Genomic DNA, 25,967 nt, shown 5'->3' on the forward strand with positions numbered 1-25,967 from the left:
AACGCAGTTTTACCATCATGTTGCTCATTATCGATAACTACGACTCTTTTACGTATAACCTCTATCAGTATTTTTGTGAGTTGGGTGCTGAGGTAAAGGTCGTGCGCAACGATGAAATTGATCTTGCAGGCATTGACGCACTCAATCCATCCCACCTGGTTATTTCTCCAGGACCTTGTACACCGAATGAAGCTGGTATCTCCTTAGAGGCGATTAAACACTTTGCGGGTAAACTGCCACTGTTTGGTGTTTGTTTAGGTCATCAGGCGATAGCACAGGTCTTCGGTGGGGACGTCGTACGTGCTAGACAAGTGATGCACGGGAAAACCTCGCCAATTCGACATACTGGGAAAAGTGTCTTTCGCGATCTTAATAACCCCTTAACGGTCACACGTTACCACTCATTAATTGTTAAACAAGATACGCTGCCAGAGTGCTTTGAGGTCACGGCATGGACAGAATTTGACAATGGTGATATGGATGAAATCATGGGTTTTCAGCATCGAGAACTCAATATTCATGCGGTGCAGTTTCACCCTGAATCTATCAAGACCGAGCAAGGGCATGAGCTTTTGAGCAATTTTCTACGCGCCAGGTAGCCGATCAAGATCACTGTTTGCATCATACTTATGAGTCATAAGCATCTCTTATGGAACTGAAATTATATTCAGTTCTACTGATATCCTCTGCCTTAACCTTCTTTATAGCCAAGCATCTATTCAAAAATTTCAAAAATCACTTCATATATACGCGTTTTTATTGCATAAATACGCATTGCTCTGCTTGAAAATGGTCAATTTGGCAGTGTGAAAAGAACAATTCACTATTGAATTGGTTAAATAATTGTAAATACAATGCTGCATCGGTGGAAATGCAATACAAAATTTTTTCTTCCTTCATTGCTTGAATGGGTCATCTAGGCTTCGAGTGTATGAGTGTATTTGTAAATAGAGTATGAGGCTGATCTGCTCACATGCAGTAACCAAAAGGAATGTGTTATGACAGTGGAAAACAAAGTATCTCGTGAATTGTTTGATGAGGTTATGGTGCCTTGCTATAACCCTATGGAAATGATCCCTGTAAAGGGACAGGGTGCGAGAGTATGGGATCAGCAAGATAACGAGTATATCGATTTTGCAGGTGGTATTGCCGTGAGCTGTTTGGGCCACTGCCACCCTGTGATGGTTAAGGCGGTAACAGAGCAAGCCAATAAGTTATGGCATTTGAGTAATGTTATGACTAATGAGCCAGCACTGCGTCTGGCGAAGAAATTAACGGAAATCAGTTTTGCAGAGCGAGTGTTTTTTGCTAATTCTGGCGCCGAAGCAAACGAAGCCGCATTGAAGCTAGCACGTCGCTGGGCTACGGATCAATACGGTCCTGAAAAATCCGAAATCATCGCATTCAATCAGGGCTTTCACGGACGCACTTTCTTTACCGTTACTGTTGGTGGTCAAGCCGCGTATTCTGACGGCTTTGGTCCGAAGCCTGGTGATGTTTCTCATATTCCTTACAACGATATCGCCGCGCTTGAAGCTCAAATGTCAGAGAAAACCTGTGCGATTATGATGGAGCCTTTACAAGGCGAAGGTGGCATTATTTCGCCTGAGCCTGAGTTTGTTCAAGCAGTGCGTGAGCTGTGTGATAAATACAACGCGTTATTGATTTTTGATGAAGTTCAAACGGGTAATGGCCGCACTGGTCAGTTTTATGCGTACCAAGGGTTGGGTGTCACGCCTGATATTCTCAGTACCGCAAAATCATTGGGCGGTGGTTTTCCAATTGGCGCTATGCTCACAACCAAAGCGTTAGCACAGCATATGAAAGTGGGAACGCATGGCTCAACATACGGCGGAAATCCATTGGCGTGCGCGGTGGCGGAAGCGGTTGTTAATGAAGTCTCTAAACCAGAGACTCTGGCCGGCGTTGCAGAGCGTGAAGTATGGTTTAGAGACGGCCTACAAAAAATTAACGACAAGTACAGCATCTTTAGTGAAGTGCGAGGTAAAGGTCTGCTGTTAGGTGCTGCGTTAAATGAGCAGTGGCAAGGGCGGGCACGAGATGTGTTGGTTGCTGCGGGTAAACAAGGCCTGATGGTTTTGGTCGCAGGCACTAACGTGGTGCGTTTTACTCCTTCACTGGTGATCAGTAAACAAGAAGTCGAAGAAGGGTTGGCTAAACTTGATAAAGCCATTGCTACGCTGGTTTAAATAAATAATTAAAACGCCTCTCCCACCATTGGGTGAGGCGATGTTTGCATCTGGAGGGATTTTTGATGCTTGTTGTACGTCCTATTAAGATGTCAGATTATGACGCTCTGCATACCTGTGCAGTAGAGTCAGGTCATGGATTCACGTCACTGCCCGTTAATCAAGAGCTGCTGACTAATCGAATTACTCATTCAGAATACAGTTTTGCAAAAGCGGACGTAACCGAACCCGGTGACGAAGGCTACCTGATGGTTGGTGTTGACTCTGAGTCGGGAGAAGTTGCGGGCACAACCGGGATTGAAGCGTCTATTGGTTGGGATGTGCCGTTTTACTCTTACCACATCAGTACTGTGGTTCACTCATCACCAAAGCTGAACGTGAACAATGTCGTTAAGCTACTGACCTTTGGAAACAACTACACAGGGTGTAGTGAAATTTGCACCTTGTTCTTGCGTTCTGACTTTCGTCAGGGACTGAACGGCCGATTAATGTCTAAGTGTCGTTTTCTTATGATGGCTGAGCACCCTGAACGCTTTTCGAAAACGATTTTTGCCGAGATGCGCGGTGTATCGGATCACGAAGGTAACTCACCGTTTTGGAAGTGGTTACAAGAGCACTTTTTTTCCATCGACTTTACCATGGCGGACTATCTAACGGGGATTGGGAAAAAAGGCTTTATCGCCGACCTTATGCCCAAGCTGCCGATTTACGTCAACTTGCTGAGCGAGGAAGCGCAGGCGGTGATAGGTCAAGTTCACGACAATACACGCCCAGCATTAAAGCTTTTAGAAAATGAAGGCTTTACTTGCCGCAATTACGTCGACATTTTTGATGCGGGGCCGACAGTGGAGTGTGATTTGCGCAACATTCAAGCCGTGCGTGACTCGTTTAGAGCGCAAGTGGTGATTTCTGAACACTCTAGCTCTCAGCACTACCTGATGTCGAACACCTCATTTGAAGATTTTCGAGCTGCAGCCGTCAAAGCCGCCTTTGATGCTGAGAGTGGTAGTGTGTTGATTTCTCAAGAAGTGGCCACCGCGCTTAACCTATCTCAAGGCGACTTTGTACGTATGTTATCGCAGTAAGTACACAGGGCGTAGAGCCTGTTAAACACTCCGATTGAACACCATGGACAATGGCGACTTTAGAGTCTTTGTCCCGTTTTTCTAGCATTAAGGAATTTTATATGACTCAGTGGATTGCAGGGCAATGGCTCGCTGGTTCTGGTGAAGAATTTCACTCTCTGTCACCGTACAACAATGAAATTGTCTGGCAAGGAAAGTCAGCGACAAACGAGCAGGTCGAAGATGCGGTTGTTGCTGCGAGGCAATCCTTACTGAGCTGGAAGTCACTGCCTTTTGCAGAGCGAGAGGCCGTGGTGCTGCGCTTTGCGGAGCAAGTGAAAGAGCACAGTGAAGAGATAGCGGTAGCCATCGCTAAAGAAACCGGTAAGCCACTATGGGAAACCAGAACGGAAGCGGCTGCAATGGCGGGTAAAATTGCGATTTCGATCCGTGCCTATCACCAAAGAACCGGAGAGTCGCAACGTGAAGCGGCAGGCAATCAGATTGTTCTTCGCCACAAGCCATTGGGTGTGATGGCGGTATTTGGCCCTTATAACTTCCCAGGCCACCTGCCTAATGGCCACATTGTCCCCGCTTTACTCGCAGGCAATACCGTGGTTTTTAAACCCTCTGAACAGACGCCTTTGGTCGGTGAACTCGCAATGAAGCTATGGGAGCAAGCAGGTTTGCCTGCCGGGGTGATTAACCTTGTCCAGGGGGCGAAAGAGACAGGCATCGCCTTGGCGGATGCGAAAGGTATTGATGGGGTGCTCTTTACTGGTAGTGCCAATACAGGCCATATTTTGCATAAACAATTTGCCGGTCAGCCTGGAAAAATGCTCGCCCTAGAAATGGGTGGTAACAACCCAATGGTGATCTCTTCAGACTATGGTGATGTCGATGCTGCGGTGTACACCATTCTTCAGTCAGCTTACATCAGTGCCGGGCAGCGCTGCACTTGTGCTCGTCGCTTGTATGTTCCAGCCAATGAGCAAGGCGATCAACTGATTGAAAAACTGGTCGCAGCCATTGCCAAAATTCGCGTTGACCAGCCATTTGCGGAGCCGGCACCGTTTATGGGGCCACAGATCTCAGAAGCCGCCGCCAAGCATATTCTGGATGCTCAGGCCAATTTACAGCAACTGGGGGGGGAAAGCCTAGTTTTAGCCAAACGAGGTAAGGCTGCGTTTGTCACACCAGGCCTGATTGATGTCACAGCGATAGATCAGTTACCAGATGAAGAATATTTTGGTCCACTGCTGCAATTAGTACGTTACCAAAGTCTAGAACAAGCGGTAGAGCTCGCAAATGACACACGTTTTGGCTTGTCTGCTGGATTGATATCAAATAGTGATGAAGAGTGGCAGTACTTTGTTGATCATATTCGTGCTGGCATTGTCAATCGTAATCGACAGCTCACTGGAGCCAGTGGTGATGCCCCATTTGGTGGTCCTGGTGCATCTGGCAACTTAAGGCCAAGTGCATTTTATGCTGCAGATTATTGTGCTTACCCGATGGCGTCAATGGAAGGAAAAGAAACCCTTTTGCCGGAAACGTTGAGCCCAGGTCTATCGCTATAAAAACGCAGACAATAAAAGGAAGAGTTATGACATTGGAAAGCTTATTTGCCTCTTTATGGCAAGATTATACGGTGAGGTTGTGTCCGTCAGCAGATAAAGTGCACCGCTTGTTGAAAGAGGGTGATGAACTGATTAACGACCATATTGCGCTGCGCACGTTTAACCTGAGTCCTGTCGGTATTGAGACTCTGGCTAAACCATTTCTCGACCTTGGCTATCAGGTATGTGGTGATTACGTGTTTGAGGCCAAAAAGTTGGTCGCGATTCATCTGCAACATGCCAATGAAAAAATGCCAAAGGTATTTATCAGTGAACTTAGAATTGAGTTGTGTTCAGCGAAGCTGCAAGAGATTGTTGAAAAACTGGTGGCACAGGTTGATAAGCAGGCTTTAAATAAAGGTGAGTTTCTTTATCGTGGCCGCCCTTGGCAAATCAGCCATGAAGACTACTTAACGCTCGCGAAAGAGAGTGAATACGCGGCATGGCTTGCGGCGCACGGTTATGGCGCTAACCACTTTACGGTCAGTGTGAACCAGTTAAATCATTTCACTGATGTTGTCGACGTCAACAATAAATTACGTGACTCTGGCTTTGTGATTAATGAGTCCGGAGGCGAAGTAAAAGGCTCGCCGGATGTATTACTAGAGCAATCTTCGACAATGGCCGACAAGGTCATGGTGGACTTTAGTGATAGACGTGCTGAGATCCCAGGGGGGTTTTATGAGTTTGCTAAGCGCTATCCGCTCGCCAATGGTGGATTGTATCAAGGCTTTGTCGCAGCATCCGCCGACAAGATCTTTGAAAGTACTAACTAGGCGATCATAATTCCTCCTCAATGTGAACGCACATTTCAGGGCGGTACAGAGAAAAGAAAAAAGCCACCAAGCAGTTATGCTGGTGGCTTTTTAGTTTGATTACACGTTATTGGTTAACGAGTACCGTATACAACGATGGTTTTACCGTGAGCTGATATCAAGTTTTGCTCTTCAAGCATCTTCAAGATTCGGCCTACAGTTTCACGTGAACAACCCACGATTTGACCAATTTCTTGACGAGTGATTTTGATTTGCATTCCATCTGGGTGAGTCATCGCATCAGGTTGCTTCGCCAAGTTTAGTAGCGTTTGTGCAATACGACCAGTTACGTCTAGGAAGGCTAAGTCACCCACTTTTTGGCTAGTCACTTGCAGACGGCTTGCCATTTGCGCAGAAAGGCGCATTAGGATGTCTGGGTTAACTTGGATAAGTTGACGGAATTTCTTAAATGAAATTTCAGCCACTTCACAAGGTGATTTTGCTCGTACCCATGCTGTACGCTCTTGGTCTTCTTCAAACAGGCCTAATTCACCAATGAAGTCACCTTGGTTAAGGTAAGACAAAATCATTTCTTTGCCTTCTTCATCTTTAATTAGCACTGCAACAGAGCCTTTAACGATGTAGTAAAGCGTTTCCGCTTTTTCGCCCGCATGAATCAGCGTGCTCTTTGAAGGGTACTTATGAATATGACAATGTGAAAGAAACCACTCTAACGTTGGGTCGGTTTGAGGTTTACCTAGAACCATATTTCTTACTTCCTCTGCAGGGTATGCTTGCTGCTTTCCATATAGCAAGTTCATGAGTTATGACTTACTAGCATAAAAGCACTTTGAAGATGCTGCAAGCGTTCTTCTAATAACTCACGCAGCGATCGTCTATTACATAGGGATAGTATCGCTTTTTGCGGTATTTTTCTTGATTTAAATCGTACCAACTGACCAATTTTCCATCGAGAATTGTGCTCATGATCACGGTATAAAAAAACCGTGTCAGCTTTATCCGATTTTGCCCGTTTCGATCAGCTGTTGCAGTATTGGACGAACGATGAGTTCCATAGCAAAGCTCATCTTTCCTCCAGGCACTACAAGGGTGTTATGGCGGGACATAAATGAACCATCAATCATGGCTAATAGGTATGGGAAATCGACATTTTTGATCCCGCGCAAACGGATCACGACGAAACTCTCGTCTAAGCTTGGGATACCTTTTGCGTTTAACGGATTTGAAGTGTCGACGGTCGGCACGCGCTGAAAGTTGATGTGGGTGCGCGAGAACTGCGGAGTGATGAAGTTGAGATAATCATCCATAGAGCGAACGATGGAATCCATGACCGCTTCTCTGGAATGACCCCGGTCTCGGGTATCACGCACAAATTTTTGGATCCACTCTAAGTTTACAATAGGGACCAAGCCTATCAGCAGGTCAACATGTTGAGCGGCATTGATATCATTGTTGACCACACCACCGTGCAGCCCTTCGTAGAATAGTACATCGGAGTCTTTAGGAAGCTCTTGCCATGGAGTAAAGGTTCCCGGCATTTGATTGTAAGGCACCGCTTCGTCAAACGTGTGAAGGTAGCGACGAACTTGCCCTGTGCCATCTACGCCGTAAGTACGAAAGAAGTTTTCAAGCGCAGGAAAGTCGTTAGCTTGCGGCCCAAAGTAGCTGATGTGTTTGCCTTGTTCTTTTGCGCGACGTATCTCGATGTCCATTTCTGGGCGAGTAAAGCGATGGAAACTATCCCCTTCGACAAATGCGGCGCGAATATTTTCCATATTAAACATTTTGCGAAACACTTCTGAGGTGGTGGAGGTACCAGCGCCTGAAGAACCTGTAACGGCAATAATGGGGTGCTTTGCTGACATGACTAACCCTGTCTTTATTGTTGTTCGTCTGAAACTCATCTCTGGCTCAGACATTATTGAGACCCAAGAGGTCTACTATATACTCTATTAGATTATGAACGAATGTCTCAGTTCACTTAAAGCTGACGTCTTAGCTGTATGTCGACCGTTTCATGAAGTTCTGAGAATACGATCACAGCGTCACCAGATCTGAGTTGATGGCGTACTTGGTCGACTTTTTCGCTCAGCGACAATTCTGACTCGCCGTAGTCTGTCCCTTCCCTCAATACGAATTCTTTAATGAGGTTTTCAAGTGTCTCTTCGGCGATTTGCTGCCAGGGAATGATCATAAATACTTCTCCATTTTGTGATCATTAAAGTGACTATAGTAACTCGGCAATGCCTGTTCTAGCCAGAATTGTGGTTGTCGCCAACTGCCACTGATAAAACCGACATGGCCACCGTTATTAAACAGTTGGTATTTGAGGTTGTTATTGAGTTTAAACTTTGGAATGACGGCATGAGTCATAAAAGGGTCATCTTTGGCGTGGATGAACTGTGTCGGAATGGTAATGCGGTTGAGCTTTTGTAAACCAGAACATTGTTGATAGTAGTCATTGGCGTCTTTAAAACCATGCAAAGGGGCGGTGATAATGTCGTCAAATTGGTATAAGCGTTGAATGGTTTTAACGTGCTGCGTAGTGAGCCCAAGGCTTTGCTCGAGCAGGTGTATCTTGTTGAGGGCGTTCTTTTTCATCGAAGACAGTAAGTAGCGACGATAGACCTTAGAAAACCCCACCTCAATGCGATGAGCGCAAGCGCTAAGGTCGAGCGGTGCAGACACAATGGTGGCGGCATCTAGCAGGGCCTGATCCTGGAAATGGGCGAGATAGTTGGTGAGCATGTTGCCACCAAGGGAGATCCCAACGGCGATTTTGGGTCGATTGGGAAATCGCTGGTTGGTCAGTTCAAGAAACTGTCTTGCATCGTAGATTTCACCAGAATGGTAAGCTCGAGCCAACCTGTTGGGAGTTGGGCCGCAGCCTCGAAAGTGCATTACTACCGATAACCAACCCTGTCGAGCAAAGGAATGCATCAAGCCATTGGCGTAGGGACTCTCAAACGAGCCTTCCAATCCATGAAAGAGAATGAAAATCGGCCGTGCATCATGAGCATTAGTGCTGGCACTTATTGGATCTTCACTCCATGCCAGCTCAAGAAAATCACCATCTGGTGTCTCTAGGGTTTCCCAAACAGGATCAAATAATGCTTGCTTACGAATAAAGCGCGGTACTAGGGTCTGCACGTGAGCGTTGCCTAGCCCAGTCGCTGCGATAAAGCGTTGATGTAGCCCTGCGTCAATATTTTGTGACTTCATAACGTAAACTCGTCCACCGGATTAGAGATTATCAGCTGGTTCAATGTTCGGACCCCGCGCTCTAATTGCGCTATCGAGCTCGGTGAGCTTAAAGAGAGCCTAACGGCAGGGACAACGTGCCCGCCTGGCGGAGTAAACAACTCAGCAGATTTTACAATGATATTTTGCGCCTGCGCTGCCGCGACAAAATCACTGAGTCGCCAGTGCTCAGGTAGCCTCAACCAGACATGGAAGCAGCCCGGTTGATGGTTTATGTCCAAAGCACCGAGTTCGCTAAGAGTTGCGTTTAGACGACGGGCCATCTCTAGTCTAATGGTCGCAAGGCATCGTTCGGCATCACCATTATGTAATAGCTCGCACGCGAGCGCTGTAAGCAAAGGGCTAATCATCCAACTGTGGTTTTGCAGCGTCATGACTAACCTCGGGTATAGTGCCTGGGGCGCGTACAAATATCCCACCCTTAACCCGGGTGCTAAATATTTGGAAAAGGCACCAAGGTGTATCACTCGCTCGCTGTCCAAATTTATCAGTGCTGGCGGGGCATTCTCAGCTAATACTCCATTGACATCATCTTCGATCACATAGATATCGTGCTTTTTACAGATCTTCAGAATGGCTCGGCGACGTTCAAGTGACATAATCGCGGTGGTTGGATTCTGTAAGGTGGGAGTGAGATAAATAAAGCGAGTCTGATACTGACGACAGGCGGCTTCCAAAGCATCAGGAACAATCCCTTGCTCATCCATATCGACGCTTTTCAAGGTCAGTTGCTTTTGTTTGGCAAGACTTATCACACCAGGGTAGGTTAGTTTCTCAACCAGTAATGTGTCTCCAGCGCGTGCAAACGTATCTAAGACAATCTGTAGACCATGCTGTGCACCTGAACTAAACAGCATTCGCTGCGCATCCACGTTAAATCCTTTATTTTTCAACCAACGAGTTACGCGTTCTCTGTGGGCATCAATCCCAGCGGGCTTTTGATAAAGCATCAGCTGATTGAGCTGTTGAGGGCGGCTCATGAGTTGTGTCATTGCTTTTTCTAAGAACGGGCTACGGTCTAGAGTCGGTGGAATATTGTAGCCAAAATTGCACTCATTGTTGTCAGTGACTTCAGCTTCGAAGACCCAGCTGTCTTTTTGTGTGTCGGTGACATAAGTTCCCGCCCCCACTCGAGCTTCGACAAAGCCTTTTCGCTCAACTTCAGCGTATGAACGAGTGATGGTGCCTACGGTCACATCGAGCTTGTCCGCCAACCAGCGATGTGTCGGTAGCTTCTGGTTCGCCACAAGCACACCTTGCTCGATAAGATCGCAGATCTGTTTTGCGATCTGTTTGTAGATCGGAGTGGGATCCGATTTGTGTATAATGATTGTCTCGATTGTCATGGTGACAATAAACCTTTTGCGTCGCAATGAATCCATTGATATGGTTATTTTGAATAACAAGTGACCAAATATCAAGTGTGACAGTGTCAATTGTATCGGTACAATTCAATAAATAGAAGGAAGTGAGTCATGGAGTGGTCTTTTTTTGTGTCGGTCGCCATTTTTGCGTTGGTGATGACCGGTACACCCGGTCCAAACAATGTCATGTTAACGTCGTCTGGTGCTAATTTCGGCTATCGTCGCTCTATTCCTCACTTTCTTGGTATTGGCCTAGGGCTCATCAGTCTAATTGTCCTTAATGGTGTTGGGCTTGGGGTGGTGTTTCACACGTACCCACTGATGCAGGAGATTCTCAAATGGGCGGGCAGTGCCTATTTGCTGTATCTAGCCTGGCGTATTGTCCGTGCTGGATTGAGTGTCAACCTTGAGGAAGAGGTTGCTAAACCCATGACCTGCTTTGAAGCGATGATGTTTCAGTTTCTTAACCCCAAAGCGTGGATGATGTCTGTAACGGCGGTCAGTTCTTTTGCCGCACAGGGAAGTGGATATGGTGTGTCAATTGTCGCGATCTGTGTGGTGTTCCTTTTGATTCAAATACAAACGTCGTCGCTTTGGGTGGGTTTTGGTACTCTTATTCGCCGCTGGTTATCGACTCCCAGATCATGGAAAGTGTTTAACTCTTCGATGGGGGCATTGACGGCGTCTTGTGTGGTCTTTATTTGGTAGTGCTAGTGCTAGTGCTAGTGCTAGTGCTAGTGCTAGTGCTCGTGCGCATCGGAGAGGACAGGCTGGTAAACACTCTACCCAAGTGCTCAGCTCCGAGTTGGCGGCAGTAACGCAGGCAAAGCGGGTCGTCAGTATTATCTTCCAGCTGTAGCGAATTGATGCAACTCACCAAGTCGGACTGCTGCTGCTTTTCAAGACTCAACTCAAACTCCAATGATTGACGATAAAGAGTATCGGGCACGTTAGGTTTGAGTTGTCGTCTTAATTCTCTAAATTGGTGCAGTAGTTGCTCTGAGCGTCCCAAACAATCTTGAATTTTGTGCCAATCTTCATTGTGAAAACTGGCTTGCTGCTCATCGAGAAATTTAAGAGTGAGTAGCAAATTGACGTTACCATGGAAGTGGTTTTGCAAACTCAGGCAAGCCTCTTTGACTTCGCGCACCGAGTAATATTGCAAACTAAATTGCCATAAGCGTTCTAGTGTTAATGCGATATCGGTGCGCGGACTTGTCATGATTGATTTAATTCCTGTTCCATTTGCTCAAGCTGCTCCTGTTGGCCCATCCACTCCATTTCAACCTCTTCAAGTTCAGATTTGCTCGCAGCTTGCTGCGCTAGTACTTGATTAAGTTTAGCTTTATTCTCGCCATCATAAAGGGAAGTATCAGAAAGTTGTTCTTCTGCCTGTGCCAAGAGGGCCGTCAATTTATCCATTTTGCCTTCAAGCTTTGTCAGTGTTTTGCGAATTGGTGCAGTCAATTTTCTAAACTCGGCTTCACGGCGCTTCTGCTCTTTTTTAGCAGCCGCACTGTTACTACTGTCTTTGTTACCTGATTCACCTTGCGCTTCTTTTCTTAGATTTTTCTGATGATCTGTCAGCCATTTATAGTAATCATTAAGATCGCCATCAAAAGGGATGACTTGCTGATCATGAACTAAATACAGATCATCGGTCGTTGCACGTAACAGATAACGGTCGTGACTGACAATAACCATTGCCCCCTCAAAGGTTTGCAAGGCTAAGGTAAGCGCTTGGCGCATATCTAGGTCTAAGTGGTTGGTCGGCTCATCGAGTAGTAATAGGTTTGGCTTTTGCCAAACAGTCAGAGCCAAAACTAAACGAGCCTTTTCACCACCAGAAAAGGGGGCAACCGACTCAAGTGCTTTTTCGCCTTGAAACCCAAAGCTGCCTAGATAATCTCGCAGTTGTTGTTCGGTATGATTCGGCGCGATCTGCATCATGTGTTGCAGTGGTGTTTCTTCAGGATGCAGGGTTTCGAGCTGGTGCTGAGCGAAGTAACCAATTTTGACGCCTTGTGAATAGGTGAGCTCACCGGCTTGAGCGGGTAACTCGCCCGACAGTAATTTGATTAGTGTCGATTTACCCGCGCCATTGCGGCCAAGTAGGCCAATACGACTACCAGGCACTAGATTTAAACGAATTTTGTTGAGAATAAGGTTATCACCATAGCCAGCAGCGACATTATCCATCATTAGAATAGGATTAGGCAGAGCTTCGGGTTCTCTAAATTCAAAGCTAAATGGGTTATCAAATTGAGCTGGAAGAACTTTTTCCATGCGCTCTAGTGCTTTGATTCGGCTTTGTGCTTGTCTGGCTTTTGATGCTTTATAGCGAAAGCGATCTATGTAACTTTGCATATGCGACATTTGCTTTTGCTGCTTGGCATACATCGCTTGCTGCAAAATAAGTTTTTGTGCACGTTGGGTTTCAAAAGAAGAGTAGTTACCAGTGTACTCATTCATTTGTTGATTCTCAATGTGGATAATTCGCCCGACAATAGGGTCGAGAAAATCTCTATCGTGCGAAATCAAGATGAGCGTCCCAGGGTAGTTTTGCAGCCAACGCTCTAGCCACATGACAGCATCCAAATCCAAGTGGTTGGTCGGTTCATCAAGCAGCAATAAATCTGAGCGACACAATAGGGCTTGCGCTAAGTTAAGGCGCATACGCCAGCCACCGGAAAACTGCGTTAGGTTCCATGTCATCTGAGGCTGGCTAAAGCCCAGACCATTTAATAGTTCAGCTGCGCGGGCGCGAATACTGTAGCCGCCGATTGTTTCAATTTTGCCGTGTAATTCGGCCACAAGGGTGCCGTTGTCTTGCTGCTCAGCTTTGGCCAATTGTTGCTCTAGGTTACGGAATTCCCTATCACCATCAATCACATACTCAATAGCACTGCGCTCAAGCGCTGGTGTTTCTTGAGCCACCCATGCCAATTCCCAATGAGATGGTTGGCTAAAAGAGCCAGCATCAATGGACAGTTCATCTTTGAGCAAGGCAAACAACGTCGACTTTCCACAGCCATTTTTGCCGACTAAACCGACTTTATCGCCAGGGTGGATGGTTGCAGATGCCTGGTCTAAGAGCGGTTTTCCGCCTCTTAACAGTTGAATGTCAGAAAAGGTGATCATAGGTGAAATTACTATTTGGTTATAGGGGACGTAGGAATACTAGGGGCAAAGAGGATAAATGTCGATCATTATCAGATTTGCGTTATGATGGAACAAATTGATAACAATTACACGATAGTTTTATTCTATTGAGCCCGCTTGCTAGGTTGTAACAAGGAACGTTTTAGGAATGGCTGCAATGACGCCACGTATTCATACTCCCCCGAAGGTTTTGGTGATCTATGCGCACCCAGAACCGCAAAACTCTGTTGCTAACAGCGTGATGCTGGAGCAAATCCGATCCCTTGAAAATGTCACGGTTCGTGACTTATATGGAATCTATCCGGATTTTTTCATTGATGTGAAAGCAGAGCATCAATTATTAACGGATCACGATGTCATCGTTTTTCAACATCCTCTATATATGTATTCCTGTCCTTCTTTGCTTAAAGAGTGGATTGACCGAGTCTTGAGCAAAGGTTTTGCGTTTGGCGATGAATGTGCATTAGAAGGTAAGTATTGGCGCAGCGTGATTACTACTGGAGGAAAAAAATCCGCATTTAGCCCGTCGGGATACAACAAATATCCACTGGAGCAAATCCTACAACCTTTTGAGCTATCCGCGTCGCTATGTAAGATGCTCTGGCTAGAGCCTTTAGTTCTCTACTGGTCAAGGAAGGTTGATGATGTTGAGCGTTTGCAACATGCCAAAGCGTACATTGAATGGTTAAGAGCACCATTAATGCATGCTGATTTACAGGAGAGTACTGATGGCAATGACAGGTGATTTTCTACAAAGTGGCGTGATTTTCCTTTCTGCCGCTGTGGTCGCGGTACCTATTGCTCAGCGTTTGGGGCTGGGTTCTGTACTGGGTTATTTGTTGGCAGGTGTTGCCATCGGCCCATGGGGACTGGGTTTAATCAGCGATGTTACCGAGATCTTACACTTCGCTGAATTTGGCGTTGTGCTGCTGCTGTTTCTGATTGGTTTAGAGCTAAACCCTAAAAAACTTTGGCAAATGCGTATTCCTATTTTAGGACTCGGTGGTGCTCAGGTACTGGTAACAACCCTGGTTCTGGCGGTGATCAGTTCTTTGTTTGGCTTAACTTGGCAAACCAGCTTGGTGATCGGTATGGGGCTCGCTTTATCGTCAACCGCAATCGCACTTCGCGTTATTGAAGAGCAAGGCCTTGCCGGCGGTGAAACAGGGCAGTCCGGTTTTGCCGTTTTGCTATTTCAAGACATCGCGGTCATCCCAATGTTGGCGCTGCTTCCCCTACTTGCAGGGAATACCAGTGGCAACTGGATGGATGGATTATGGATGATTGCAGGAGTCACGGCGTTGTTAGTGGGGGGGCACTTCCTCATTCGACCTCTGTTTCGATACGTGGTGATGAGCGGGGTACGTGAACTCTTTACGGTCGCGGCGCTGCTTCTGGTCATTGGAATCGCGACATTTATGCAAAAGCTCGGTCTTTCAATGGCACTTGGTACTTTCCTTGCTGGAGTATTGCTTGCGGAAAGCGAGTACCGACACGAGCTAGAGATCGCCATCGAACCATTTAAAGGGCTATTACTGGGGCTGTTCTTTATTGCGGTGGGTATGGCTGTAAACCTTGGCTTGCTCTGGGTTGACCCGGTGAAGGTGATACTCGCAGTAGTCTCACTGGTCCTGTTGAAAGGGATGTTGCTCTATTTATTGGCGAGGGTATTCGGTATCCGGCCAAAAGCGCGCAGTAAAATGGCAGCAATCCTAAGTCAGGGCGGTGAGTTTGCGTTTGTTATTTTCACAGCGGCCAGCGCGCAAGGTCTGTTGTCGGTTGATGAATCGGCGTTTTTGCTGGTGGTCGTGAGTCTTTCAATGGTGACCACACCATTGCTCCTGATGGCTCAGAAAAAATGGTTTGAAAAATTGCTCAATCAAGGTGAAGAGGAAGTGATCGCCAGTGAGGTGATGGATCGTAGTCCGCGTGTCATCATTGCTGGTTTTGGTCGCTTTGGGCAAATTGTTGGCAGGCTGATGTACGCCAACCGCGTAAGAATTACTGTCTTGGAAAGTGATGCCAGCCAAATACATCTGTTAAGAAAATATGGTTATAAAGTGTTTTACGGTGATGCTACTCAACTTGATTTGTTAAGGGCGGCTGGCGCAGACAAAGCCGAAGCCATGGTGCTGTGTACCGACTCACCGGATGAGATCATGAATATTGTCGATATCTGCCATAAGCACTTCCCCAATTTGAAATTGTTGGCGCGAGCTCGAAGTCGTGTTGAAGCCTATCAGTTAATGAACCATGGCGTGGAAAACTATTCTAGAGAGACCTTTCATGGCGCGCTCGATCTAGGTCGACAAACCCTGGTTGAGTTAGGCTTTCACCCTTATGAAGCCAAACGAGCGGAAGCGCATTTTCGAAAACTGGATAATGCGATGCTCAAAGAATTGCTTCCGCAACACAGTGAAGATAAAGAGTTGGCGCAGCGATCCAAAGAGGCTCGCAAAGAGCTTGAAGAGATCTTTGGCCGCGAGATGGAAAACGACCGACAATCAAGAAACTTTTGGGACTAACCCACCTTTGAGATAATAAAAATGACCAAAATGAAAAAACGATTTATTGCAGGCGCAACCTGCCCTAAATGCAGTGCACAGGATGCGTTACGCTGGTGGATTGAAAATAATGTGGAATGGGTAGAGTGCGTTGAATGTGAATATCAAGAACAGAGAACGCCTCAATCGGTTGAGCAAGGTGAGCATAGTGATGAAAAATTAATCGGCATTTTTAAGCCAGAATGATTGAGTTTCAGAATTTGATCCCCATAATGTTGCCACGCATTCGATATTGAGTGTTTCTTTTTTTTGATTTAAAAGCTCTGCTTTTAAAACCTGTTCCCTGGAGTACACATGAAAATTACTAAAAACGCTGTTGTTAGCTTAGCGTATCAAGTAAAAACTGAAGATGACGTTGTTGTTGATCAATCAACGGTTGATGCGCCTTTAGATTATCTACATGGCCACAATAACTTGATCACTGGTCTTGAAAAGCAGCTTGAAGGCAAAGAAGTGGGTGATAAGTTCTCTGCGACAGTCACTCCAGAGGAAGCGTATGGTGAGCACAATGATGCTCTAGTACAGCGCGTACCTGCTGATGTATTCCAAGGCGTTGATACTATCGAAGTAGGTATGCGTTTTTTAGCGGATACCGATCAAGGTCCAATCCCTGTTGAAGTAACAGAAGTTGACGGCGACGAAGTCGTCGTAGACGGCAATCACATGCTTGCTGGTCAAACATTGACGTTTGTCGTTGAAGTTGTTGCTATGCGTGAAGCGACGGCAGAAGAAGTAGAACACGGCCACATTCACCAAGAAGGTGGTTGTGGACATGACCATGACCACGATCATGAAGGTGGTTGTTGTGGTGGCGAAGATCACGCTGAAGAGAAAAAAGACGGCTGCTGCGGCGGCGGTGGTTGTGGCTCTCACTAAGCCTCTCAACGAGAAAAAACCTCCCAACGCGGAGGTTTTTTTGTTTTTGTTGACGGTCTTTTCTTTTACTCTTGGATGGTCGTCGATTTAATTTGAAGGAGCACATTATGCCCCAACCCTTTTCCATAGCGATTCACGGTGGTGCCGGCACGATACTACCTTCGCAGATGTCGCCTCAACTAAAGCAAAACATTCTCATGGCGCTAACCCAATCTGTGCAAGCTGGTGCTGCTATTTTGGCTCAAGGTGGCGACGCATTGGACGCAGCTGTAGCAGCCGTGAAAGTCATGGAAGATTGCCCACATTTTAATGCAGGAAAAGGTTCGGTACTCACCCATCAAGAGATGGTCGAGATGGATGCATCTGTGATGCACGGTCGAGAGATGGACGCTGGTGCTGTAGCGGGGGTGCGCCATATACGAAATCCTATTGAGCTCGCTCGCGATGTAATGCGAGACAGTAATCATGTATTACTGATTGGTGAAGGTGCCGAACAATTTGCCTTTGAACGAGATTACTCATATACAGAGCAGGATTATTTCTTTACAGAGCGTCGCTATGAACAGCTTCAATCCATGAAGGAAAGGGGGTTGTTTGCGCTGTCGGAATCAAAATATCCAGACGATAAAAAATATGGCACGGTCGGGGCGGTTGCTCTTGATCAACAAGGTAACTTGGCAGCGGCCACCAGTACGGGGGGCGTAACCAACAAGAAGTATGGCCGAGTCGGCGATACGGCGGTGATTGGCGCTGGAACGTTTGCACAAAATGGCAATGTGGCTGTGTCAACAACCGGGATGGGGGAGTACTTCCTGCGTAAAGTGGTTGCTAGTGATGTTGCAGCGCGTATGCGTTACCTCAAAGAAGATATTCACTTAGCTTGTGAAACAATCATCCAAGGCGAATTGAAACAGATGGGAGGTGAGGGCGGATTGATCGCTGTTGACTCGAAAGGGGATATCCATTTCGCAATGAACAGTTCGGGTATGTATCGTGCCTCCGTGGACATCAATGGTGAGGTCACTGTGAAAATATATGCTGATGAATAATCACTGTTTTTTACGTCTAGGTAACAGATACTGCGTGCCTAGGAATTCAATGTACTAAAACCTCTTGCTTATTATCTGCTCTTTCGGTAACATTCGCGGTCCTTAATTCTCGGTCTTTTATATTAGTTCCTTGCTTCCCCTGGATGACCGAGCCATTTGTGGAAGCTAATAATCCGTAAGGAGCAACCTATGCGTCATTACGAAATCGTATTCATGGTGCACCCTGATCAAAGCGAGCAAGTTGCTGGCATGATCGAGCGTTACACTGGTTCAATCACTGAAGCTGGCGGTACTATCCACCGTCTAGAAGATTGGGGTCGTCGTCAAATGGCTTACCCAATCAACAAGCTACACAAAGCTCACTACGTTCTTATGAACGTTGAAGCTCCACAAGTAGCTATTGATGAGCTAGAAACTGCTTTCCGTTTCAACGATGCAGTTCTACGTAACATGATTATGCGTACTAAAGCAGCGATCACTGAGCAATCTATCATGCTTAAGCAAAAAGAAGAGCGTGCAGAGCGTGCTCCTCGTCGCGAAGAGCGTACAGAAGCTAAGCCAGAAGCATCTGCTGAGTAATAGAATTTATGACCAATCGAATGGAGCTCAGCGGCGTTATTGCTAATGTGCCTGTTCGAAGCCACAGCCCAGCGGGCATCGCCCACTGCAGATTTTGGTTAGAACATCGTTCTACTGTTATCGAGGCTGAATTACCGAGACAAGTTTATTGTCGTATGCCGGTGGTTTTTAGTGGTGAAAGGTCACAAGCTCTAACTCGACATTTAGTACAAGGCAGCAATATTAAGGTAAGTGGCTTTGTCGCTTATCAAACCGGCCGGAATGGTGTTGGTAAATTGGTATTGCATGCTGACAACATCACTCAATTTTAAGATCAGGAGATAGCCCATGGCTCGTTTCTTCCGTCGTCGTAAATTCTGCCGTTTTACTGCAGAAGGCGTACAAGAGATTGACTACAAAGACGTAGCAACTCTTAAAAACTACATCACTGAAGCTGGTAAAATCGTACCTAGCCGTATCACTGGTACAAGTGCTAAGTACCAACGTCAGCTAGCTCGCGCTATCAAGCGTTCACGCTACCTAGCTCTACTGCCTTACACTGATAAGCATCAGTAATCGGCACCGTTTATTAAGAAAGAGGATTAAACAATGCAAGTTATTCTACTTGATAAAATCGGTAACCTAGGTGGTCTTGGCGATACTGTTAACGTTAAATCTGGTTACGCTCGTAACTTCCTTATCCCACAAGGTAAGGCTGTTATGGCAACTAAAGGTAACGTTGAAATGTTCGAAGTTCGTCGTGCTGAACTAGAAGCTAAAGTTGCTGAGCAACTAGCTGCTTCTGAAGCTCGCGCTGAAGCTGTTAACGCTCTTGAAGCAGTTGTTATCGCTTCTAAAGCTGGTGACGAAGGTAAGCTATTTGGCTCTATCGGTACTCGCGACATCGCAGATGCAATCACTGCAGCTGGCGTTGAAGTAGCTAAGAGCGAAGTTCGTCTACCTGAAGGTGCTCTACGTAACACTGGTGAGTTCGAAATCAGCGTTCAACTTCACTCTGAAGTTTTCGCTACAGTAACTCTACAAGTTGTTGCTGCTGAGTAATCTCAGACTTCAAGCGAATTTGAAAACACCAGCTTTGGCTGGTGTTTTTTTATGCCCAAATAAAAGTGAATAGTTAAAACGCGAACTCGCGCTAGTCGTTAGAAGGCAAATAGGATATTAACAGTTAAGATTGTATCTCGTTTAGCAAGGTTGCCGGGAACTCGGTCGTGAAATTGGCTGTTGTAGGACAGCTTGAGTGCAATCGCATCAGTAATGTTATTGGTGACATTAACTTCACTATCGATTCTGGTGTTGCTTTGACCGGCTGTGGTGGTCAGTTTCCCGCCAATACTTAAATTATCAAGTGGGTTCCATGACGCACTCACATTACCACGAATGATTGCTTCTTTTACAATGTTGGGAAAGACAATATCTTTGTCCCCAATTTCATCAACATTGGGCTCTTGATAGCGATAACCTGGACCTAACTCAACCTCAAGCAACAAGGTGTCGGTATTAGTCAGCTGGTAACCCAAACCGCCAGAAATAGTATGGTCTCTGAAGTAAGCGCTATAAAGAGAATTAAACCCATTGTAGTTACCGAATAAATATATTCGTTGACTTAACTTATAGTCACTTTGCAACAAGAAGTTTTGTTGGTTTTTATCTTCTTTGCCATTTTTGTACAGTTGGTAGTATTTCCATTCTCCATTAGTACGATGACGACCTGCGGTGTATTCGGTAGCAACTCGCGCATTGAGTGACTGAGAGTCGGTATTTCCCGAGTGAGCCTGGTAGCCAAACTCGACTTCAGTTTTCAAAGGTGACGGTAGCTCATTGGAATCACTGTCTTTTTCTGGCTTGAACTCCTCAGCATGGAGCGTCTGAGAACAAAGCAGAGCTAAACTGAGTAATGTGAGTCTTGGCACGAAAACCTCAAGTCTTAAAATCGGGCGATGGATTATAATAGTCACATATTCACTGATGGTCAGCGACAGGTCAAATTTTGAATCGCAATCCATAAGCCGAGCGCACACTTTCTTTTCTTTAGCGTAGAAGTAAATTGGGTATAATGACCGGTCATAAGTGGTAATTGAGTATAATCATGGCGGATAACCGAATTCAAAAAAGCAGAGATTCACAGGTAGACGCAATTAAAGTCCCTCCTCATTCATTGGAAGCAGAGCAATCGGTTATTGGTGGCTTGCTCCTTGATAATGAACGCTGGGATACGGTTGCTGAGCGCGTAGTGAGTAAAGACTTTTACAGTCGACCTCACCGTCTGATCTTTGATGCCGCTAAGAGTATTCTCGAAGACAGCAAACCTTTAGACTTAATTACATTGTCTGAATTTCTAGAGCTAAGAGAACAGCTTGATGATGTAGGTGGTTTTGCCTACCTCGCCGACCTCGCAAAAAACACACCGAGTGCGGCAAATATTAATGCTTATGCCGATATTGTTGCTGAAAGAGCGTTGGTTCGTGGTCTGATTAGTGTTGCCAACGAGATTGCCGATGCAGGCTATGACCCACAAGGACGTAGTTCTGAAGATCTTCTCGATTTGGCGGAAAGTAAAGTGTTTGCTATTGCAGAAGAGCGAACAACAGAGAATGAAGGCCCGCAAAACGTTGATAACATTTTGGAGAAAACGTTAGAGCGAATCGAAACCCTGTATAAAACGCCACAGGATGGTGTGACAGGTGTTAATACTGGTTTTCCTGATCTCAATAAAAAGACAGCAGGCTTACAGGGTTCCGATCTGGTGATCGTTGCAGCGCGTCCATCAATGGGTAAAACAACCTTCGCAATGAACCTATGTGAAAATGCCGCCATGGACCAAGACAAACCCGTTTTGATCTTCTCACTAGAGATGCCAGCAGAACAACTGATGATGCGTATGTTGGCTTCGCTGTCTCGAGTTGACCAAACGAAAATAAGAACGGGTCAGTTAGACGATGAAGATTGGGCGCGAATTTCGTCAACGATGGGTATTCTGATGCAAAAGAAGAATATGTATATCGATGATAGCTCGGGTCTTACCCCTACAGAATTACGTTCTCGTGCTCGTCGTGTTGCTCGTGATGCCGGTGGTCTAAGTATGATCATGGTCGACTATTTGCAGTTGATGCGAGTCCCCGGATTACAAGATAACCGTACCTTAGAAATTTCAGAAATTTCACGCTCACTTAAGGCGCTTGCCAAAGAGCTTAATGTCCCTGTTGTTGCTCTGTCTCAGCTTAACCGCTCGTTGGAGCAAAGGGCAGATAAAAGACCCATTAACTCTGACTTGCGTGAATCTGGTGCAATCGAGCAAGATGCGGATTTGATCATGTTCATCTATCGTGATGAAGTGTACCACCCAGACAGTGCGTTAAAAGGAATTGCAGAAATCATTATAGGTAAACAGCGTAATGGTCCGATTGGTTCGGTCAGGCTTACTTTCCAAGGGCAGTTTTCTCGTTTTGATAATTACGCAGGTCCTGCGTTTGATGATGAGTAAGGCTGTCATATGAGTTATATGAAAGCAGCGACGGCGTGTATTGACCTAGCAGCACTTCAGTACAACTTGATGAAAGTTCGAGAGCACGCGCCAAACAGCAAAGTGATGGCCGTGGTAAAGGCGAATGGCTATGGACATGGTTTACGCCACATTGCGAAAAGTGCTCAAGGTGCCGATGCCTTTGGAGTTGCCCGCATAGAAGAAGCTCTACAACTTCGAGCGGCTGGCATTGTAAAACCTATCTTATTATTAGAAGGTTTCTACTCGGCTAATGACCTGCCGATCTTAGTCACTAACAACATTCAAACGGTCGTTCACTGTATTGAGCAGCTCGAGGCTCTAGAGCAGGCAGCACTTGAAACACCGGTTACGGTTTGGCTTAAAATCGATAGTGGTATGCACCGCTTGGGGATCCGTGCTGAGCAGTACCAGAACTTTGTGGATCGCCTACACGGTTGTAATAATGTGGCAAAGCCACTGCGTTATATGAGCCATTTTGGTTGTGCTGACGAGCTTGAAAGCAACGCGACACAAACTCAGATCGATACTTTCCTTTCTCTCACTCACGGTTGTAACGGACAGCGTTCACTGGCAGCATCTGCCGGTCTACTCGCTTGGCCTCAAAGCCATTTGGAGTGGGTAAGGCCAGGCATTATCATGTATGGAGTGTCTCCGTTTGCCGAAAAAACAGCCGCTCAGTTTGATTTCAAGCCTGTAATGACTCTCAAGTCTCACCTGATAGCGGTCCGAGAAGTAAAACAAGGTGAAAGTGTCGGTTATGGAGCTACATGGACCAGTCAGCGTGACACTAAAGTGGGTGTAATAGCGATTGGGTATGGCGATGGCTACCCAAGAACAGCGCCCAATGGGACTCCTGTTCTTGTCAATGGACATCAGGTTCCTATCGTTGGAAGAGTTTCTATGGATATGTTGACAGTCGATTTAGGGCCAGACGCTGTAGATCGAGTTGGCGATGAAGCTATCTTGTGGGGGCAGCAACTTCCAGCTGAAGAGGTTGCAAAACACATAGGAACCATAGCGTATGAGTTAGTCACCAAACTGACACCCCGAGTAGAGATGTGTTACATCAATTCGTAAAAGAGCCGTAAGGCTCTTTTTTACGTTATTTCGCCTTGTAAAGTCGCGAACACACATCGCTTACCTGCACTATTTCGATGTTCACCTAGGTAGATCCCTTGCCATGTTCCTAATTGTAAACGACCATTTCGGATTGGGATGGTTAGGCTGACGCCTAGCAGTGCGCTCTTGATGTGGGCAGGCATATCATCGCTGCCTTCGTAGATATGCTGATAGTAAGGAGCATTTTCGGGCACATAACGATTGAAATGCGATTCCATATCTAGGCGCACTGTAGTATCGGCATTCTCATTCAGAGATAGGCTGGCAGACGTGTGTTGTAGAATGATATGTAGTAAACCAACGGAATAGTTTCTTATTTGCGGTAATTGTTGTTCAATTTCATCAGTAATAAGATGAAAGCCGCGTTTTTTTGCACTGAGATGAATAGTTTGCTGCTGCCACATAACACTTCCTTTATAATGTTTTGCTACAATTTCGGCTCGAAATGTTCGGTCTTGCTTACCTTTGATTGATATATTGTGTGTCGAATCGTGACTTAACGCAATGTTGGTTAAGTTATGCTCGTACATAATGATGGCTGAAAATTTATTACTAGCTTAGGATCAGTTAAGCTGACAGCCGAGCAACAATGAAGAATTTAGGACAGTGCATAAATAATCGACGAAATGCATTGTCCTGCTATATTTTTATAATTCGCTAAAACTGGGGATTCTAGCCACCGAAAGGTGATGGAATAAGTCCAACTGTAATATTGGGATAGAGACCATGTTGAAAAACATTAATCCAACGCAAACACAAGCTTGGAAAGCACTTACAGCGCACTTTGAATCTGCGCAAGATATGGACATGAAAGCGCTATTTGCACAAGACGCTGATCGTTTTGGTAAATTCTCTACTAAATTTGGCTCTGACATTCTTATTGATTACTCTAAAAACCTAATCAATGAAGAAACGATGCAGCACCTATTCGCTTTGGCAAATGAGACTGAACTTAAGTCAGCAATCAAAGCCATGTACTCTGGTGAGGCTATCAACAAGACAGAAGCTCGCTCTGTATTGCATGTAGCACTGCGTAATCGCAGCAACACTCCAATCATCGTAAATGGTGAAGATGTGATGCCGGCAGTAAATGCTGTGCTAGAAAAAATGAAGTCATTTTCGGAACGTATTATCTCGGGGGACTGGAAAGGTTACACCGGCAAGGCTATTACTGATATTGTGAATATCGGTATCGGTGGCTCCGATCTTGGGCCTTATATGGTGACAGAAGCACTAGCGCCATACAAAACACACCTAAATATGCACTTTGTCTCTAACGTCGATGGCACACATATCGCTGAAACGTTGAAAAAAGTGAATCCAGAAACCACGCTATTTTTGGTCGCTTCAAAAACATTTACCACCCAAGAAACAATGACGAACGCACACAGTGCACGTGACTGGTTCCTTGAATCTGCGCAAGATGAAGCTCACGTAGCTAAGCATTTTGCTGCTCTTTCAACTAACGCCACATCAGTTGCTGAATTCGGCATCGATACTGATAACATGTTTGAATTCTGGGACTGGGTAGGGGGTCGTTATTCTCTATGGTCTGCAATTGGTCTATCTATTGCACTTGCAGTGGGCTTCGACAACTTCGTTGAGCTCCTTGAAGGTGCACACGATATGGACAAGCACTTCGCAGAGACTGATTTCGAAAACAACGTGCCAGTACTACTTGCACTAATTGGACTTTGGTACAACAACTTCCATGGCGCTGAATCTGAAGCCATTCTACCGTATGACCAATACATGCACCGTTTTGCTGCGTATTTCCAACAAGGCAACATGGAATCAAACGGTAAATTCGTCGATCGCAATGGTGAAGCTGTTGACTATCAAACAGGTCCTATTATCTGGGGTGAGCCTGGTACCAACGGTCAGCACGCCTTCTATCAATTGATCCACCAAGGTACCAAGTTGATTCCTTGTGATTTCATCGCACCAGCATTGACTCATAATCCAGTGAGCGATCATCATCAGAAATTAATGTCTAACTTCTTTGCGCAAACAGAAGCATTGGCATTTGGAAAAACAAAAGAAGTAGTAGAAGCAGAATTCATCGCAGCAGGTAAAACAGCTGAAGAAGTGAAAGAGCTTGTGCCGTTTAAAGTGTTTGAAGGTAACCGCCCAACAAACTCTATCTTAGTTAAACAGATTACACCACGCACATTGGGCAACCTGATTGCTATGTATGAGCACAAGATTTTTGCTCAGGGTGTAATCTGGAATATCTTTAGCTTTGACCAGTGGGGTGTAGAATTAGGTAAGCAACTAGCAAATCAAATTCTACCTGAACTGGCTGGAAGTTCAGACGTAACAACTCATGATAGTTCGACTAACGGCTTAATTAATGCGTTTAAAGCCTACAAGGCATAATGAAATCACAAATTAGGCAGATGAGGTAAAAAAATCCTCCTCTTATAATAGATGAAAGGCGCTAGCTAAAAGCTAGCGCCTTTTTCTTTACGCTCAATAAAGTAAATAGGTAATGTAGAAAGAGTGGATCACAGCCTAATCTCACTAACAAATGAATAACTCTGTGGATAACTTGTAAGCCTTAATGTATTAAACTTTATAAAAAGGGCGTTTGAGTGAAAAAAGAGCACATAACCCTTATTTTTACATTTTTTTCAAAAAACGCTTGCCAATGTGATCGTGATCTCTATAATGCCTCCTCGTTGACGCAGCAAGGCCTGACAGGCAGTGAAGCAGAAAACAAGGCAATGAAAAGCGAATTAAGAAAATTTAGAAAGTGTTTGACACTTCCTAATTAATCGCTAGAATGGCCGCCTCTTCAAACGGGATTACCCAAGCGAAGA

Annotated in this window: 27 protein-coding genes; 18 read left to right on the plus strand and 9 right to left on the minus strand. The window is 45.6% G+C overall.

The features are described from left to right. Positions 1–17: 17 nt before the first annotated feature. From LNL84_RS18470 to LNL84_RS18490, 5 genes are all read left to right on the plus strand, one after another. Positions 18–599: an aminodeoxychorismate/anthranilate synthase component II gene (locus tag LNL84_RS18470; protein WP_244359214.1), complete on the plus strand. Its 582-nt coding sequence runs from the start codon at positions 18–20 to the stop codon at positions 597–599. A 399-nt stretch (positions 600–998) separates the two neighbouring features. Beyond that, positions 999–2,210 (plus strand): aspartate aminotransferase family protein, encoded by a 1,212-nt coding sequence (locus tag LNL84_RS18475; protein WP_244359215.1) that lies wholly within the window; start codon positions 999–1,001, stop codon positions 2,208–2,210. 65 nt (positions 2,211–2,275) lie between these two features. Then, a complete protein-coding gene (gene astA, locus LNL84_RS18480) occupies positions 2,276–3,295 on the plus strand; it encodes an arginine N-succinyltransferase (protein ID WP_244359216.1) in 1,020 nt (339 codons plus the stop codon). A 101-nt stretch (positions 3,296–3,396) separates the two neighbouring features. Next, entirely contained in the window at positions 3,397–4,854 is a 1,458-nt protein-coding gene (gene astD / locus LNL84_RS18485; RefSeq protein WP_244359217.1) for a succinylglutamate-semialdehyde dehydrogenase, read from the plus strand. A gap of 26 nt (positions 4,855–4,880) precedes the next feature. Further along, entirely contained in the window at positions 4,881–5,669 is a 789-nt protein-coding gene (locus LNL84_RS18490; protein ID WP_244359218.1) for a DUF1338 domain-containing protein, read from the plus strand. Between the two features lie 113 nt (positions 5,670–5,782). Here LNL84_RS18490 and crp read toward each other — a convergent pair whose 3' ends face one another. The 5 genes from crp to LNL84_RS18515 form a co-directional block, all read right to left on the minus strand. Beyond that, positions 5,783–6,415, minus strand: a complete 633-nt coding sequence (crp, locus tag LNL84_RS18495; protein ID WP_004410522.1) for a cAMP-activated global transcriptional regulator CRP — start codon at positions 6,413–6,415, stop codon at positions 5,783–5,785. Positions 6,416–6,664: 249 nt separating this feature from the next. Next, a complete protein-coding gene (locus LNL84_RS18500) occupies positions 6,665–7,534 on the minus strand; it encodes a phosphoribulokinase (protein ID WP_244359255.1) in 870 nt (289 codons plus the stop codon). Positions 7,535–7,650: 116 nt separating this feature from the next. Beyond that, positions 7,651–7,863, minus strand: coding sequence for a YheU family protein (locus LNL84_RS18505; RefSeq protein ID WP_244359219.1), 213 nt, complete (start codon positions 7,861–7,863; stop codon positions 7,651–7,653). Then, entirely contained in the window at positions 7,860–8,891 is a 1,032-nt protein-coding gene (locus LNL84_RS18510) for a hydrolase (protein ID WP_244359221.1), read from the minus strand. The genes LNL84_RS18505 and LNL84_RS18510 overlap by 4 nt, the downstream gene beginning before the upstream one ends. Then, a complete protein-coding gene (locus LNL84_RS18515; protein ID WP_244359223.1) occupies positions 8,888–10,276 on the minus strand; it encodes an aminotransferase-like domain-containing protein in 1,389 nt (462 codons plus the stop codon). Before LNL84_RS18515 ends, LNL84_RS18510 begins: the two co-directional genes overlap by 4 nt. A 129-nt stretch (positions 10,277–10,405) precedes the next feature. On the opposite strand from LNL84_RS18515, the gene LNL84_RS18520 reads away from it, so the two are divergent. Next, on the plus strand, positions 10,406–11,002 hold the full coding sequence (locus tag LNL84_RS18520) for a LysE family translocator (protein ID WP_244359225.1): 597 nt from the start codon (positions 10,406–10,408) through the stop codon (positions 11,000–11,002). Here the strand turns inward: LNL84_RS18520 and LNL84_RS18525 are convergent. Together LNL84_RS18525 and LNL84_RS18530 are read right to left on the minus strand one after the other, a co-directional pair. Beyond that, positions 10,992–11,516: a TIGR02444 family protein gene (locus tag LNL84_RS18525; protein WP_244359227.1), complete on the minus strand. Its 525-nt coding sequence runs from the start codon at positions 11,514–11,516 to the stop codon at positions 10,992–10,994. The genes LNL84_RS18520 and LNL84_RS18525 overlap by 11 nt on opposite strands. After that, entirely contained in the window at positions 11,513–13,435 is a 1,923-nt protein-coding gene (locus tag LNL84_RS18530; RefSeq protein WP_244359229.1) for an ABC transporter ATP-binding protein, read from the minus strand. Before LNL84_RS18530 ends, LNL84_RS18525 begins: the two co-directional genes overlap by 4 nt. 169 nt (positions 13,436–13,604) lie before the next feature. On the opposite strand from LNL84_RS18530, the gene kefG reads away from it, so the two are divergent. From kefG to rplI, 9 genes are all read left to right on the plus strand, one after another. Next, positions 13,605–14,201, plus strand: a complete 597-nt coding sequence (kefG, locus tag LNL84_RS18535) for a glutathione-regulated potassium-efflux system ancillary protein KefG (protein WP_244359231.1) — start codon at positions 13,605–13,607, stop codon at positions 14,199–14,201. Beyond that, positions 14,185–15,981 carry a glutathione-regulated potassium-efflux system protein KefB gene (gene kefB, locus LNL84_RS18540; protein ID WP_244359233.1) on the plus strand — a complete coding sequence of 599 codons (1,797 nt, stop codon included), beginning with the start codon at positions 14,185–14,187 and terminating at the stop codon, positions 15,979–15,981. Before kefG ends, kefB begins: the two co-directional genes overlap by 17 nt. 30 nt (positions 15,982–16,011) lie before the next feature. Continuing rightward, positions 16,012–16,206 (plus strand): YheV family putative zinc ribbon protein, encoded by a 195-nt coding sequence (locus LNL84_RS18545; protein ID WP_244359236.1) that lies wholly within the window; start codon positions 16,012–16,014, stop codon positions 16,204–16,206. A gap of 108 nt (positions 16,207–16,314) precedes the next feature. Further along, positions 16,315–16,896: a peptidylprolyl isomerase gene (slyD, locus tag LNL84_RS18550; RefSeq protein ID WP_244359238.1), complete on the plus strand. Its 582-nt coding sequence runs from the start codon at positions 16,315–16,317 to the stop codon at positions 16,894–16,896. A 107-nt stretch (positions 16,897–17,003) separates the two neighbouring features. After that, entirely contained in the window at positions 17,004–17,945 is a 942-nt protein-coding gene (locus LNL84_RS18555) for an isoaspartyl peptidase/L-asparaginase family protein (RefSeq protein WP_244359240.1), read from the plus strand. 189 nt (positions 17,946–18,134) lie between these two features. After that, positions 18,135–18,524, plus strand: a complete 390-nt coding sequence (gene rpsF / locus LNL84_RS18560; RefSeq protein WP_244359242.1) for a 30S ribosomal protein S6 — start codon at positions 18,135–18,137, stop codon at positions 18,522–18,524. A gap of 8 nt (positions 18,525–18,532) precedes the next feature. Further along, positions 18,533–18,835 (plus strand): primosomal replication protein N, encoded by a 303-nt coding sequence (priB, locus tag LNL84_RS18565; protein WP_244359244.1) that lies wholly within the window; start codon positions 18,533–18,535, stop codon positions 18,833–18,835. 16 nt (positions 18,836–18,851) lie between these two features. Beyond that, a complete protein-coding gene (gene rpsR / locus LNL84_RS18570; RefSeq protein ID WP_000090472.1) occupies positions 18,852–19,079 on the plus strand; it encodes a 30S ribosomal protein S18 in 228 nt (75 codons plus the stop codon). A 33-nt stretch (positions 19,080–19,112) separates the two neighbouring features. Beyond that, complete coding sequence (rplI, locus tag LNL84_RS18575) at positions 19,113–19,565, plus strand: 50S ribosomal protein L9 (RefSeq protein ID WP_244359246.1); 453 nt, start codon at positions 19,113–19,115, stop codon at positions 19,563–19,565. A gap of 98 nt (positions 19,566–19,663) precedes the next feature. Here the strand turns inward: rplI and LNL84_RS18580 are convergent, their stop codons facing one another. Beyond that, entirely contained in the window at positions 19,664–20,434 is a 771-nt protein-coding gene (locus LNL84_RS18580) for a DUF481 domain-containing protein (protein WP_244359248.1), read from the minus strand. Between the two features lie 176 nt (positions 20,435–20,610). Between LNL84_RS18580 and LNL84_RS18585 the strand changes: the two genes are divergently transcribed. Together LNL84_RS18585 and alr are read left to right on the plus strand one after the other, a co-directional pair. After that, positions 20,611–22,005: a replicative DNA helicase gene (locus LNL84_RS18585; RefSeq protein ID WP_244359250.1), complete on the plus strand. Its 1,395-nt coding sequence runs from the start codon at positions 20,611–20,613 to the stop codon at positions 22,003–22,005. 18 nt (positions 22,006–22,023) lie between these two features. Continuing rightward, the gene (alr, locus tag LNL84_RS18590) at positions 22,024–23,103 is read left to right on the plus strand and encodes an alanine racemase (RefSeq protein ID WP_244359256.1); all 1,080 of its coding nucleotides are present in this window, start codon (positions 22,024–22,026) and stop codon (positions 23,101–23,103) included. 20 nt (positions 23,104–23,123) lie between these two features. Here the strand turns inward: alr and LNL84_RS18595 are convergent, their stop codons facing one another. Continuing rightward, positions 23,124–23,549, minus strand: a complete 426-nt coding sequence (locus LNL84_RS18595) for a secondary thiamine-phosphate synthase enzyme YjbQ (protein ID WP_244359252.1) — start codon at positions 23,547–23,549, stop codon at positions 23,124–23,126. Positions 23,550–23,871: 322 nt separating this feature from the next. Between LNL84_RS18595 and pgi the strand changes: the two genes are divergently transcribed. Continuing rightward, positions 23,872–25,524, plus strand: coding sequence for a glucose-6-phosphate isomerase (pgi, locus tag LNL84_RS18600; protein WP_244359254.1), 1,653 nt, complete (start codon positions 23,872–23,874; stop codon positions 25,522–25,524). Positions 25,525–25,967 lie beyond the last annotated feature (443 nt).

Source organism: Vibrio gelatinilyticus (genome assembly GCF_022836845.1).
GTDB lineage: Bacteria > Pseudomonadota > Gammaproteobacteria > Enterobacterales > Vibrionaceae > Vibrio > Vibrio gelatinilyticus.